Annotated in this window: 4 protein-coding genes, 1 pseudogene and 1 other annotated feature (1 of these 6 running past the window's edge); of the genes and pseudogenes, 2 read left to right on the plus strand and 3 right to left on the minus strand. The window is 50.8% G+C overall.

All coding sequences use genetic code 11. The features are described 5' to 3' along the window. Nucleotides 1-112: 112 nt before the first annotated feature. The gene (locus tag E5336_RS07880) at nucleotides 113-7,969 is read right to left on the minus strand and encodes an InlB B-repeat-containing protein (RefSeq protein WP_277820823.1); all 7,857 of its coding nucleotides are present in this window, start codon (nucleotides 7,967-7,969) and stop codon (nucleotides 113-115) included. A gap of 555 nt (nucleotides 7,970-8,524) precedes the next feature. Then, a pseudogene (locus E5336_RS12730) lies at nucleotides 8,525-10,468 on the minus strand (hypothetical protein); the annotation flags it as partial. On the opposite strand from E5336_RS12730, the gene E5336_RS12425 reads away from it, so the two are divergent. Further along, entirely contained in the window at nucleotides 10,368-10,640 is a 273-nt protein-coding gene (locus E5336_RS12425) for a hypothetical protein (RefSeq protein ID WP_168353601.1), read from the plus strand. The pseudogene E5336_RS12730 and the gene E5336_RS12425 overlap by 101 nt on opposite strands. A gap of 1,895 nt (nucleotides 10,641-12,535) precedes the next feature. Continuing rightward, nucleotides 12,536-13,027 (plus strand): hypothetical protein, encoded by a 492-nt coding sequence (locus E5336_RS12430; protein ID WP_168353602.1) that lies wholly within the window; start codon nucleotides 12,536-12,538, stop codon nucleotides 13,025-13,027. Between the two features lie 60 nt (nucleotides 13,028-13,087). Here E5336_RS12430 and leuS read toward each other — a convergent pair whose 3' ends face one another. Next, a complete protein-coding gene (leuS, locus tag E5336_RS07885) occupies nucleotides 13,088-15,484 on the minus strand; it encodes a leucine--tRNA ligase (protein WP_135980573.1) in 2,397 nt (798 codons plus the stop codon). Nucleotides 15,485-15,525: 41 nt separating this feature from the next. After that, nucleotides 15,526-15,591 (minus strand) — a binding site (T-box leader); it runs 132 nt beyond the window's last position.

Genomic DNA, 15,591 nt, shown 5'->3' on the forward strand with positions numbered 1-15,591 from the left:
CATTATACCGGCCGCCGGTTCAAAGCGATTTTGGAATGCTCCAAACAGAAAAAAACGACAGGATCCGGATGGATTCCTGCCGTTCGTTCTGGTTGTTTCGAATCATTCTCGATTATTTCCGTTTTTGTTTTTTTCGATACGCCAAGCAGGCCGCAACAAGACCGGAAGCGCCAAGCAGCGTCATCCACAACGCGCGACGCGTGGTTTGTCCGGTATCGGTCGAGTGCGCGGCGCGCGCGGACGGCTTTCTGGATGACGGCGTCCGGCCCGCTTGGGCGCTGCCGCCTTCCTTGCGCCATTGGGCTGTCAGCTGGATGTTGCCAGTAATCGTGAGCGAATCGAATGGCTGCACGATTTTTCCGTCGTTTGTCTTCCAGCCGGTAAAAGCGTAGCCTTGGCGCGCCGGCGCGGCTTGAACGCGATACACGGTTCCTGCCGGCATCGTTTCTGGTGCGTAGCTTGCGCTGGCGACGTTTTGGCCGCCATTCAAGTCGTAGGAAACCGTGTAGCGGATGATCACGTTTGGATCGCGTTTCCATACCGCGTACAGCATCACGTCCTCCGCGCCCATTTCCAGCTCTTTTCCTTCCAGCCCGACGCTTTGACCATCGTCGACCGCTTGTTCCAGCTTTTGCCGGCTCCATCCGGCGAATGTCTCGCCCTCATGGCGGGTAAAGTTCTTTTCTTTCGTCAAAGCGAGAATCGTTCCTTTGCCGACGTTGGTTTGCGGCGCCGGCACGCGGCCTGTGCCGCCGTTCAAGTCGTACGTGAGCGAATACGTTTCGAACACGTCGGCTTTGCCGTCTTTGTTGGCGTCGTAGCCCCAGGCCGCATAAACGGTGACATCGCGTTTTCCCAGTTCGATTTCGCGCAGAAGCGCAGACGTCGGATCCGGATCCTGGCGGGTGTAGATCGCGTGGGCTTCGCGCGTCCAGCCAAGGAAGAGAACTCGCCGGCCGTCGTTGTCGGTATACGTTGGCGTTTTCAGGCTGAGCGCCGCGACGTCGCCTGGCAAGTGGATGCTTGCGGACGGCATGCCATGGACGCTGCCGCCTTCGGCCGCGTTTTTCGCGTAGCGGACATGGACCATCTCCTCAAAGTCGGCGACGCCGTTTTGGTTTTGGTCTTGCGCCCAGACAGCGTAAAGCGTTTGGTTGGCGGAAGGCATCGTGAACGAATCAGCGGCAAGAAGCGCGGTTTGCGCCTGGCTGCCTTCGGTCGCGCTGAACGCGGCCTCGTACGGCTTTAAGCTCCAGCCAATCCATACCTCGTCGTCGGCGCGGGTCAAATCCGCCTCTTTTGGAAGCGAAACGCGCTCTCCTTTCGCCATGCCGGCTTGCGGACGCGGTACAAAGCCCGTGCCGCCGTTGGCGTCGTAAGCCAAGGTGTACGTGTCGAGCACATCGGCTTTGCCATCGCCGTTTTCATCGTAGCCCCAGGCCGCATAGACGTCGATATCGTCGCGCCCAAACGTGATTTCCTGCACGAGATCGTCGGTTGGATCCTGGTCGTCGCGCGTAAAGATCGCGTGCGGCTCGCGCAGCCAGCCCAGCAGGACGACGGCTTTGCCCGCCACGTTTTGGTGGGTTGGATTTCCTGCAAGCTTAAGCGTGTCGCCCGGAATGTGGAAAGCGTCGTCGCTTGGTATGTTTTGCACCGCATCGGTGTTGGCGTTGGCGTGATAGCGGACGCGGACGGTTTCCGCATAATCCGGTACGCCGTTCCGGTTGCGATCTTGCGCCCACACCGCGTACACGTCGTTGTCCTGCTCTTTCATTTTCATTTCGGACAACAACGTCTTTTCAATCGTTTCGTATTGGTCGCTCGTCGCGATGACGTGGTCGACCGGCTTCAAGCTCCAGCCGATGAACACCGCGCTGTCTTTGGTAAACGAATAGTGCTGTAACCCCGCGGCGGACCGCGTTTTGGTTTGGGCGTGTCCGTACAAATCCCTGGCGGTTCTGGACAAGGAGGCTTGCATGCCGACGATGTGGTGGTGAACGCATTCCAGCTCAATGTTTTGCTCGTTGTTCGAATGGTAGCGGACGTGCACGGCGCGCTGCGCGAAATCCGGCGTGCCGTCATGGTTCGTATCGTGCGCCCATACCGCGTACAAGGTGACGTCATGCTTTGGCATCGTGTACTCGTAGGTCATCAAAATCGACGCGTACAAGTCCGGATCCGGATCGTCGTCCAAAATTTGATCGACTGGCGTTTCGCTCCAGCCGGCAAAGACGGCGTCGCCTTTTTTCCAGTTTTCGACTTGAGCGACTGGAACGATCGTGCCCGCGCCGTATTCAATGACGGCTGGCAGCGTGCCGGACGTCTTGCCGTTGCCGTCATAGACGAGCGCGTACCGGTCCTGATAGTCCGGTTTGCCGTCGTCGTTGGAATCGAGAGCCCATACCGCGTAGACGTCGTTGCCTTTCTTTTTCATTTCCATTTCCGTGAAAATGTCTTCTTTGCGTTGGTCGTATTGCGCCTGGGTTTCAATGTCTTTCGGGAACGCCTTCGCGCTCCAGCCGATAAAGACGGCTTTATCCTTCGTGAAGGTGTATCGTCCGACTTCGCCTTTGGCTTCGCCGTTGTGCGCGGTCCGCCGGCCATACAAGTCGACAGCGCTTGAAGAGAGCTTGACGGTGGCGCCGGCCACGTGATGGTGGGCGCAGACAATGTCCATGCTTTGCGCGTTGTTGGAGTGGTAGCGCACTGGAACCGCATCGTCGGCGTAGTCCGGCTTGCCGTTGCCGTTGGCGTCGCGCGCCCAGACGGCATAGAGCGTAAGGGATTTGGCCGGCATCGTCCGTTCGGCGTCCTGAATAATTTTCGATAAAGTTTCCTTGTCGGCGTTTTCATCGAGGACGGCTGTGATTTTGCTCTCGCTCCAGCCGGCGAAGATCGCGTTCTTTTTCGTCAAATCGGCTGGATAGGCGAGGGCGAACGTGTCGCCCTGACGATGGTCTTGCGCGGCAGGAACTTGGCCGGTTCCGCCATTGGCGTCGTATCGCAACGCGTACCGGTTGAGCACGTCGGCCATACCATCGCCGTCTTCGTCGTAGCCCCAAGCCGCAAAGACGCGAAGATCCTGGCTGCCAAACGTCACTTTGTCGATTGTTTCAGGCGGCGTGTCCAGCCGGCTCAAGATCATTTCGACCGGCTTGCGGGTCCAGCCGACGAAGACAACCGCTTTCTTTTTGACTGGATCGTGGACCGGTTTGGCTTGGCTGAGCGAAACCGTTTCTCCAAGGATATGTCCGGTTTCTTTTGCCGGCAGGCGCCAAACGGTTCCACCGGCCTGCGCGTTTGGCTCAAAGACAAGGGCGAGCGGGCGTTCCAGATAGTCGGCGATGTCGTTACCGTTTCGATCGTTGGCCCACACGGCGTAGAGCGTGCTGTTTTTAGCGGGCATCGTCGCTTTGCGCACGATTAGTCGTTCGGCTTCCTCTTTGTCGGCGGCGGTTAGCGCGTCTAGCCGGACCGTCCAGCTCCAGCCGGCGAAAACCTCGTTTGCGTTCCGGGTGTATTCCCTTGTTTGCGGCAAGTCGATTTCCTCGCCCTTTCGCATCCCTTTCTGTGTCTGGGGCGCTTTCCCGCGCCCTTCGTTCAAATCGTAGGAAAGCGTGTACGTTTCGAGCACGTCGGCCGTGCCGTCTTTGTTTTCATCGTAGCCCCAGGCCGCGAAGACGGTTACGTTCTGGCGATCCAGACGAATCGCGTCGATCGTTGTTGGCGCTTCGTCGCCGCGTTTGAAGATGGCTTGCGCCTGTTCTTTCGTCCAGCCGATGAATCGCACAGGAACCCCGTCGATGTCGTCGTGCGCTGGAACCGGCTTGTTTGCGAGTTGAACATTCGTTCCGGCAAAGTAGTTCGTCGTGTCGACCGGCACAGAGTCCGGATGGCCGCCATTGGCATCGTAGAGCAGATGAATTTGCTCCTGATAGTCCGGGACGCCATTTTGATTGGTGTCGGCGGCCCATACGGCGTACACGTCGTTGCCGTCGGCTTGCATGGTCACTTTCGACAACAAAGTCAGCGTTTTTAATTCCGCCATCGTTTGAATGTCTTGGGAAACCGGCTGTTTGCTCCAGCCAATAAAGACGGCGTTTTCCTTTTGAAAGCTGTGGTTTTTGATCGTTTCGTCCGTTTCCGTTCGCCCATACAAATGTTCGGCAGCTGACGACAATTCCGAGTCGGTGCCGACAATATGATGATGCGGACAAATCACGGCTTCTTCCGATTGGCCAAGGTTGGCGTGATAACGGACTTGAACCGCGTGTTCGGCATAATCGGGAACGAGATCGCCATTTTTGTCTTCGGCCCACACCGCGTAAAACGTCACATTCCGGTTGGGCATCGTGTACGTATCCTGCGTCACGATCGAACGGATCAGCGCTTGTTCGGTGTCCGCTTTCAAAATCGTTTCGATTTGGTTTTCACTCCAGCCCGCAAAGATCGCGCCTTCTTTTTGAAGGTCGGACGTGTACGCAATCGGGAATACATCACCTTCTTGATAGTTGGCGGATGGCGGGACATGGCCCGCGCTCTGCCCGTTGCCGGCATACGTCACCAAATATTCTTTTTCGTAATCCGGAACTTTGTCGCCATCCAAATCGACGGCCCATACGGCGTAGACGTCATTGCCTGTCCGTTTCATTTCCATTTCGGTAAAGATTTCCGCTTGAAGCGCGTCGTATTCCTTTTGCGTTTTGATGTCGGCCGGGAACGCCCGCGTGCTCCAGCCGACAAACACCGCGTTGTCTTTCTTGAAAGCGTGCGCTTCTATCTTGCCGGCAACTTTTTCGCCATGGGAAACGAGGGATCCCCAAATCGTATTCGCCGTCGTGGAAAGCTTGGCGTTGGCGCCAACCACATGGTGGTGTGGACAAATCACATCCACATTTTCGCCGTTGTTGGAGTGGTAGCGTACGTGTACCGCGTTGTCGGCATAATCCGGTTTCCCGTTGGCGTTGGCGTCTTTGGCCCAAACCGCGTAAAACGTCACCGCTTGGGCGGGCATCTCGTACTCGTCTGCCGTAATAATGGATTCGATCGTTTTCGTATCTGCGTTTTCATCCAAAACTCCGGATATCTTCCGGACGCTCCAGCCCGCAAAAACCGCGTCTTGTTTTGTCAAATCCGCGCTGTGGCGCATTGGAAATTTTTCGCCCGCCTTGTGTGCAGTTTCCTGCGGCGCCGTTCCCAGGCCGCCATTTAAATCGTACGTCACGGAATAAGTGTCCAGCACATCGGCGGTGCCATCCTCGTTCGAGTCATAGCCCCAGGCCGCGTAAACTTTCACATTCTCGCTTCCGAACCGAATCGTTTGTATGGTTTGCGGCATGCGGTCTTTCGCTTCGTAAATGTTCCGGGTCGGCTCCAGCGTCCAGCCAAGGAAGACGACCGCCTTGCTTTCGACCGGCTCGTGGGTTGGCCTTCCTTGCAGAGCGACCAGTTCGCCTGGCACTTGATGCTCGCTGTTTTTCGGCATGTTTTGCACTTTATCCTGAATCGGGTTGGCGTCATATTCCAGCCGGAACGAGCGTTCCAAATAATCGGCGATGCCATTGCCGTTGCGATCTTCCGCCCAAATCGCATACAAGGTCGTCGCTTTTGCCGGCATGACGAACAAATCCATCGACACAAACTCTGGCGCTTTGGAGCCCGCCATGAGCACGTTTGTGCTTTGCGTTTCACTCCAGCCCGCAAATAAAATCTGGATCCCGTTCCTTTCTTCTCTTGTCGGGATTTTTTCGTTCAGCTTCACTTTCTCCCCGGCTAAATGCTGGGATAGCTCCGGCATGTTCTCCACGCTTTCCGAAGTGTTTGGATCATAGTTTAGCGGATATACCGCGTTTTTTTCCTTCCAGTCCGGGATGGCGTTGTTGTTTTTGTCCACCGCCCACACCGCGTACACTTGGACATGCGAATCTTTGACCGGCACGTTTTCCACCACTGGTACTTTCGCGAACTCCTCCTCGGTTTGGATGATGGAATTTACCGGAGTCTGGCTCCAGCCCATTAAAACCGCGTTGTCCATCGTGAACGTGTAAGGCGCGGTCGCCGGAATGTCCTTCTCGCTGCCGAAAAGATTTTCTTTTGGCGTATACAGCTTTACGATTTCCCCGTTCACATGATGATGCCCGCATTGAACGACCAAACCGCTTTCGTTGTTGGCGTTGTAAAGAATCTGGTATCCATCCTCTTCATAATCCGGCGTTCCGTTTTTATTTTTATCGGCAGCCCACACCGCATACACGTCGTTTCCGGTTTCTTGCAAGGTGAATTGATCCACCAGCTCCGCTTTCTTTTCCCCGGCTGCGGTCGTGATCAAATCGGTTCTGGTCTTGCTCCAGCCAATCCATACGGCGTTTTCTTTGGCAAAGCCAAGCGCTTGCGCAGTGGCCGATAACGCGCATGTTTCTCCGGCCACATGGTGATGCGTACAGTTTTCCGCCTTCTCTTGTTCGGTATTCGAATGGTACGTCACGTGCAGCGCCTCGTCCTCGCCATCCGGCGTTCCATTTCCATTTTTATCATCCGCCCAAACCGCGTAAATCGTCGTATGGGCGTTGACTGCAATGGAAGAGCCTGGTTTCAAAAGATCCTCCGGGGTCTTTGAAACGGCTGCCGGATAGCGTGTCATACTCCATCCGATGAAAGTTTCCAACGCCTCGCGGGTAAAGCTTCCGCTTGCGACATCGACCTTTTGATTTTTCTTCAAATCGTTTCGGGAACTTGGCAAGGTTCCTTTTCCGCCATTGAGATCGTATCGAAGCGTATACCGTTCCATGACGTCCGCCACGCCATACCCTGTTTCTCCTTCGGCATCCAAATCGTAGCCCCAGGCCGCGTAGACGGTAATATCATGATTCTTATCCTTGTCAAACGTGACTTGCGAGGCCAAATTCAGATTTTCCACCGAATCCTTTGGTTCATATATTTTCGTTGATGGATTTCTTGTCCAGCCCATAAACACGACCCGTTTGCCATCGACATTGGAATGCGTCGGTTTTGGTGACATTTTCAACGAAACCGTATCTCCCGGAATGTGCACACTGTCGAGCAGCGATTTGTTTACCGTGCCTTGCGATTGCGGATTGCCGTTGTAAATCAGTTTCACCAGCTCCTTATAATCCGGCTTGCCGTTGGCGTTGCTGTCTTTGGCCCAAACCGCGTATAGAGTAATATCTTTCGTTCCCATCCGGATTTCTTTTCCGGAAATCAAGATTTCATTGATCGAATTTCCCTGAGCCGCAGTAAACGCCTCCTGGTGTTGTTTTAAGCTCCAACCAACAAAGACTTCTTTTTCCGCTCGGGTAAACTTAGTTTCTTCGCTAATAAGAACGATCGCTCCTTTTTGAATTCCAGTTTCTTTACTTGGAGGAGTTCCATGTCCACCATTCAGATTATAAGTTAAGAAATACGTCTCTAGAACATCCGCTGTCCCATCCTCATTTTCATCGTATCCCCAAGCCGCATAAACCGTCGCGTCCGTATTGCCAATCGTCACTTCTTTTATTGTTTCCGGAGCCGTATTTTCACGACTAAAAATAATGGTCGTTGGCGCCGATGTCCATCCAATAAAGATCACATTTGTCTCTTCAGGATCGGAATCATTTTTCTTCACCGGAGAATGTGTCGGAGTTGTCGTGCTTAATGGGACTTCATCGTTCGGAATCAGAGGCTTGTTGTCCGTTGTTTTTGTGACAGGAGCCGGTACAGAAGTCACTTCACCTTTCATTGCATTTCCGTCATACGTCAACGTACGCTCTTCCTCGTAATCCGGTTTTCCGTTTTTGTTACGGTCAGCCGCCCATACCGCGTAGACATTCGTATTTCCGTCTTCATCCGCGTATGGACCCGTATAACCTTCCTTTGCATCAGCTTCTTTTGGAAGCATTGTGATTGTAGTCCTGATGCTGTCTTTCAGTTCGTTATACTGTTCCTTCGATACAATCACATCCGGCATTGCGGCCGTACTCCAGCCGATGAAAATATGACTCGTCTTCTCAAATGTATGTGTTTTTACTTCCGAATCCATAGAACTTTGAGACGCATCATGTTCTACTTTGTTTCCTGACACAGTTCCATTTTCAGAAAGTTCTACTGTTTCCCCCACTACATGATGATGTGGACAAAGAATATCTTCCATTTCATCGTTGTTTTCGTGATACCGGACACGGACCGCGTCATCGTAATAATCCGGGTTCCCGTTCTTGTTCTTATCGTAGGCATACACGGCAAACAGAGTCACGTTCTTTTCCGGCATTGTATGCACATCGGTTGTGATGATTTTCTTTTTAGCTATCTCTGAGTCATCTTCTGTAAGGATTTGAGGAATTGACTCTGTACTCCAACCGGCAAAGATCGTATCCCCCCCTTTCGTCAACTGATTTGTTCCCGTATAATCTGGTTTGACTTGCTCTCCGGCAATATGCTGCGTAGGCGATGGGACTGTACCATATGTATTTCCATTTCCATCATACGTCAGCGTATAAAGTTTTTCGATAACCGCCGTAATGGTTGTATCTTTTGATACCTTATACGCCTTTAGTTCATCCTTGGAATATAATTTATCTTCTCCATCCACATTCCAGCCTGTAAACCGGTATCCCTCATTAACTGAAACTAACGGAACTGTACCCAATTGCTCATCATGCCAAACGTTTCTTGAAGATTCACTTAACGTCGCATTCTCCGTTTTAAACGTTACTGTATGCGGCTTTTGAAGCCCGATGGTAAGCTTTTGCGCCGCAGAAATATCATTCGGGGTTTTGTTCTTATCCAAAACAAACGTGGCAGTTGCGGTTTTTCCCTGGTCAGCAGACGAAAATTTTCCATTCGCAGGCAGAGAGAATCGTAATGGATTTTCACTGGAAGCATTCGGACTTCCCGGGTTCGTAATCAGCACATCATACGTATCGGCTCTTCGCCGACTGAATTTGAACACGCCATTTTCAGTCTGAAGCTCCTGGGTTTCAGCCGAATCGGCCACCGTCGCGTTTTGGTGTTGTGCTTTCACCATTACGTTGTTTTCTTTATAAAGCTCGTCAACACCCTCGTCAAAAATACCATTATAATTATTATCAATAAAAACTTTTCCTTCAATAACACCGGTTTGAAATTCAACTTGGATGCGAGGCAGAGGGTTGTGGCCCTGATTGTGCGCCGCACCGACCGAGTAAGGAGAAACGCCACAAGGACCGAAGTTGATTTCACTGCCGACCAAATCAGCCATTTCGTCAAAATGGTCCTGATCCTTTGTGAATGTCGGTTCTAAACGCATATTAACTGCCAAATACGCATCTTCGGATATTTTTTTCACATCGTCTTTTGCGGCAATTCGGATCATTTTCACTTTTTTCCATTGTGCCGCTTTCTCTGCTTCGGTTGTACAACCTTCTAATAATTGATTTTCTGTTATATAGTTCTCTTTTTTATTGTAATACTTCAAGTCATTAGATTCTGCTTTTGAATCAATATCGGTCGCGTAAGTCACCACAACATTTCCTTGCGACACTCCGTCTAAAGATGGAGCTCGAGTCAAATTCATATCAAACTCAAACAGCCGGTTTTGCATATGACTATCCCAGAAATCTCCTGCCTTTGGCACCGGAATAAAGTAGTAAAATGCTCTTGCTTCAGCTTCACTAAATTCTCTTCCTGTATTGTTGTCCAAGGTAAACAGCATGTCGATCACATGGTTTTCATCTTTCAAGTAGACCTTTTCCTTATTCTGCTCAAAATTCGAATACTTTGTTGGATCAAATTCAAGAGCTGACCCTTTCTCGGCCACTCGCGCGCCAAAGGTGAAATCAAGACCAAGACGCGCCGCGACGATCGACAGTTTCGTTCCGCTCGTCGTGTTGTTATTAAAAGTTCCATATTTCTCACCATTTACTTCAACAACACTATTTTCACAGCTAGACATTCCGGTATCGAAGTAAATTTCTTTTCCCTGAGACTTTACCAATATACATTCCCGCATATCTAGCGCCATCGCATCCGCGTCGTGCGCAATATTCAGTGTAAAGGAAATTCCCAATTGGTACTGCGTTAGATCATCCTCAGCAAACCAACCTAACTTCGTAGGATTTTTAAAAGTAATTTTATACTCTTTAAATGCCTCGGCATCCGCATTTTGTTGGCTCTCTGATGGCTTAATAAAATTATAATCTCCTTCTTTAATCTCTGTTTGGTTGATTTTCCCGGTTTCAACCGCGGAACTCTCAAATAAGACATAATCCGCGGCACTACCTTTCTGTTGATAGAGTCGAAGATTTTCAATAGAAATCTTCTCCGGCAGCCGAATAATAATTTCCGGATCCGTTATAATTGAATATTTTGTATAAGGATACGCAGAAGCCATGGCCACACCATTAAACTCAACCTCTTCTCCCGCTGTACAAAGAACTTTATCCAAAACAGGTAGTTTCTCATTCGTCTTAGGATCCACCGCATTGACCATTCCTAAGGGAATACTTTTATCTATTATAGTCATCTCTGATTCTTCGGTCACATTCGTTATATTTAAAGAAAAAGACTTAGATTCCCCTTTTTGTGTTCCACTTTCTGAGTTTTCGGCTGTAGCGGATGAGGCAGGGGTTACTTTCAATGTGCAAAAATTATCGTTATTATAAGCTCCTGGTTTCAATATTTTTCCAAATGTGGAGCTTCTTGAACTCGCCATGTCATCCAGGCGCGCAATAATCTTACTCGTAAAATCTTTAGGATAGTTGCTTACCGTCGCGGTTATGCTTGTAAAATAGACTCCTTCAGGAGCTCGCAACAAAACATATCCATCCTTATGTTCCAATGTATTGGCATCTACGGGAGTCGAAGTATCGCTTCCTTTGATTGTATAGGAAACATCGGAAATTGTTGCGTTGTCTGGAACTGGTATCTTCTGAACCGTCACCCCTACAAAATCCGTATTGTCATAAGAATATTCTAGGTTCATCGAATCACTATCGGTTAAACCGTTTCCATCAATGTCGATTTTCCCGAAATAATATAAAACGCCATCTATATTTCCAGACTGAGCGGCAATCCCTTGAGGACGCGATTTTCCATTCACTACCACAGGTCCGGCTGTAGCAACCTCACAGGTCCGATTAACTGAGAGTGAATTACACTTCCATTCATCTACATTTTTCCAGTCCTTATAGCTCGTTGCAATATTTCCGTTCCAACTTACTTTTTCACCATTTTTAGCTTCTTCTCCGTTATCCCAAACAAAATATGGGGTAATATAATCATCCGCCTGGATGTATAAATTTTTCCAGGTTACAGTAACTTTATTATCCGTTGTATTATATGCAACCTCGTACTTCTCAGTGTTCTCGTCTTTACCTAAATCATCCAGATTCCACGCTCCGCTATCCGATTGAATGTGATGCAGTTTGGCATATGTGTTTTTTTCATTATTTTTCGGTAATGGCATCGTCATGCTAAAACTTTCGTAGTAGCTTCCAAAACTAAATTGAAACCGATCTGGTCGATACCGAATATCCACCAATTTAAACGGTTCCGTGCTCTCCGCCATCAAATACTTAGAAGATGGTACTACAGCATTTAAAAATGGGCCCGTCCCCAACTTATCATCCTCTGTTAAGGTTCCAACAGCAGAAAATGTATCATATTCGGTTTTTGTTTCTCCCTCAACGCTATACGTTTGAATTTTAACTGCATCAGAGATTACAGGTTTTTGATTCGTTCCATCCTTGTCTTTAATCCACTGCTTATTCCACAACGTCGTATCAAAGGCGAGGATAATGTTAAAACTCGTGTTCTGGGCCGTTTCCTTTAAGGAATACGTGATCGTTCCTGATTTTGGTCGATAGGCTCCAAAATTTTTTTCGCTGTTTAATTCCTCCAGACTTTCTGGCGTTACATCTTCCACAAATCCATTTTTTTCCGCTTGCGGAAATTCAACCACAGTCATTCCATCCGGAATCGTAATGGACACTTTTTTATTTTTCAGATTCAGCTCGCTCTCCACTTCGAAATGCAAAGTCACCTGCCGGTCGTATTTCATTGTAAATTCATTCTTTGTTTCCTGATCCTCGCTTACAAGCGACTGAACAGCACCTGTGCTGTCCTTGATCGAAACCGCGGCGATTTTCATTTTCTTCTCGGTCGCATCCGGCGTTGTGGAATCCGGCGCTTCATCTCCCTCTGCGATGCCGGACTCCTTCTCGTTTTCCTTTTGAGAAGTATCCTTGTTGTCATCGTCCATTGTAATGACTTTTTTAGGCTGTTCGCCTTCTTCCACTGGATCTTGTTCTTCTTCCGGTTTCGTTTCCTGTCCGGCTTTCTCCTCCATGAACGCGCCATACGCCGCGGCCACCTCTTGATAAAGCTGCGTCAGGGTTTGCGCTTCGGCTTGTCCGTTTTCATCGACTTGCTGGTCAAGCGCATCCAAAGACTGAATTATAGACTCCTCCTGTCTTAAAACCGCTTCCATGAAGGCGTACTCGTCCTCTTCCAGCTGGGCGAGCTCATCCTCGTTGAGCGCCACGTACGTGTCGTAGGCATGTTCTATACGCGTGTAGACCGCTTGCAGCGGATCTTCTTCGGCGCTTTCCTCGGTGAGGATGGCGATGATTTCCGCGATATCCTCCTGCAAGCAAGGAACGCAGCGGTATTGGCACGGATCGGTCCCGCATTGGGCGTCGTGCCAAGGATGATGGACGCAAAGTCCTTGCTCGTTTCCGACAGTCGGATTTTCTTCTTCGGAAACGATTTCGGTTTCGTCCTCCATCAGCTGCTGCTCGACGACTTCCGGATCCGTTTCGGCTTCCGTTGCCAAAACCGGCCAGTTCAAGCCGTTCGAAACACTCAAAAGGGCGCAAAGAGAAGAGGCCAGGAATTTTCGTCCAATGCCTTGAATGACTTTACGCTCATGGTTTTTCACAGTTTTGTGGGGTTGCTGTTTCATCATGTTCATAATCTCCTTCCCAATTTACATTTTAAAAACTTTTTTCGCCAATTTCCAGACCTTATTCCAAAAAATATGGGTAAATAAGGGACAAAAAAAAGAGAAGTTCCCAAATTGAACTCCTCTTTGAAATCGTATTTTTACCGCTTAATTCGCGACGATATTGACAACCTTGCCTTTGACGACAATGATCTTGCGAATCGTCTTGCCCTCCAAAAAGCGCTGAACGGATTCCAGAGCGCACGCGTCCTGCTTCAACGTTTCCTCGTCCGTGTCGGCCGCGACTTCCATCTTGCCGCGCATCTTGCCGTTCACCTGAACGACAACCGTCACCTTGTCCTGCTTCAGAGCGTTTTCGTCGTACGTCGGCCATGGCTCGTACGCGAGCGTCTTGTCTTTGTGACAAACAGTCTGCCACAGCTCCTCGCCCAGATGCGGCGCGAAGCAAGCGAACATCTTGATAAATCCTTCCGCGTATGGACGATAAATCGTCTTCGTCTTATAGCAGTCGTTCACGAAAATCATCATCTGCGAAATCGCCGTGTTGAAATTTAGCGTGTCGATATCGCTGCCCACCTTCTTGACCGTCGCGTTGTACACCCGATCCAGCTTATGGTCGTTCTCGTCCGTGATTTGCGCAACCTGCGTAAACAGACGCCACACACGCTCCAGCCACTTGCGCGTACCGTCGATGCCTTGATCCGACCAAGGCAGTCCCGCCTCCAGCGGTCCCATGAACATCTCGTACACCCGCAGCGTGTCCGCGCCATGGGATACAACGATATCGTCCGGATTGACGACGTTACCGCGCGATTTCGACATCTTCTCGCCATTCTCGCCCAAAATCATACCCTGGTGGAACAGTTTCTGGAACGGTTCAGGCGTTGGCAAAATGCCTTGATCGTACAATACCTTGTGCCAGAAGCGCGAATACAGCAAATGCAATACCGCATGCTCCGCGCCACCCACATACAAATCGACCGGTAGCCAGTGCTCCAGCAGTTTCGGATCGCCGATGCACTCGTCGTTTTTCGGGTCGATATAGCGCAAGTAGTACCAGCAGCTTCCCGCCCATTGCGGCATCGTGTTCGTTTCCCGAACGCCCTTCACGCCATCAATTTCCACATGCAGGAAATCCGGGCAGTTCGCCAGCGGGCTCTCCCCCGAGTCGGCCGGTTTGAAATCTTCTGTCGCCGGCAGCTCCAGCGGCAGCTCCTCGATATCCACCGTCCGCATCGTGCCATCTTCCATATGGATAATCGGAATCGGCTCGCCCCAGTAGCGCTGACGCGAAAACAGCCAGTCCCGCAGCTTGTACGTCGTCTTCGCCTCGCCAACTTTGTTTTCCTCCAGCCAGGCAATCATTTTTGTAATCGCCTCCTGCTTGTCCAGTCCGTTCAGCCAGTCCGAGTTGATGTGTACCCCGTCCTGGGTGTACGCCTCGTTCTCGACATCCCCGCCTTCCAGCACCGGAATGATCGGCAAACCGAATTTTTTCGCGAACGCGTAGTCGCGCGTGTCGTGGGCCGGCACCGCCATGATCGCGCCCGTTCCATAGCTTGCCAAAACGTAATCCGAAATCCAAATCGGGATCTTCTTGCCATTGACCGGATTGATCGCGTACGCGCCTGTGAACACGCCCGTTTTGTCCTTGTTCAAATCCGTCCGCTCCAAATCGGATTTCGTCTGGCAAACCGCCTTGTAGGCGTCCACTGCCTCTTTTTGCTCCGGCGTCGTGATTTGATCGACAAACGGATGTTCCGGCGCCATGACACAGTACGTCGCGCCAAACAACGTGTCGCAACGCGTCGTGAACACGGTGAACTCCGCGTCGTGTCCGTCGATTTTGAACACGACATTGGCTCCCTGCGACTTGCCGATCCAGTTGCGCTGCATCTCCTTTGTCGATTCCGGCCAGTCCACCAGCTCCAAATCCTCCAGCAGACGCTCCGCGTAGTCCGTAATCTTCAGCACCCACTGGCGCATCGGCTTGCGAATGACCGGATAGCCGCCGCGCTCGCTCTTGCCGTCGATGACTTCCTCGTTGGCGAGCACCGCTTTCAGTTCCGGACACCAGTTGACCGGGATCTCGTCCACGTACGCCAGGCCGGCGTTGTACAGCTGGATGAAAATCCACTGCGTCCACTTGTAGTAGGACGGGTCGCTTGTCGCGATCTCCCGGTCCCAGTCGTAGCTAAAGCCAAGCATCTTGATCTGGTCCCGGAAATGGTCGATGTTTTTATTCGTGAAAATCGACGGATGGTTGCCCGTCTGGATGGCGAACTGCTCGGCCGGCAAGCCAAACGAGTCGAACCCCATCGGATGCAGCACGTTGAATCCCTCCATCCGCTTTTTGCGGGCGATGATATCTGTAGCCGTGTAGCCTTCCGGATGGCCGACATGCAAGCCGTTTCCGGACGGATACGGGAACATGTCCAGCACGTAGTATTTCGGTTTGGAAAAGTCGGTCGTGTCGGTTTTGAACGTCTTCTCGTCCTCCCACACTTTTTGCCATTTCTTTTCCACGCTTTGATGATCGTACATCTTGTTTTCTCCTCTCTCTCAAATAAAAAACGCCCTTAACCTATAAGGACGTTCATTCACGCGGTACCACCTTACTTCCCGCTCGCGCGGGCGCTTTGCTGCTCTTT

The sequence above is a fragment of the Dubosiella muris genome (assembly GCF_004793885.1).
GTDB classification, from domain to species: domain Bacteria; phylum Bacillota_I; class Bacilli_A; order Erysipelotrichales; family Erysipelotrichaceae; genus Dubosiella; species Dubosiella muris.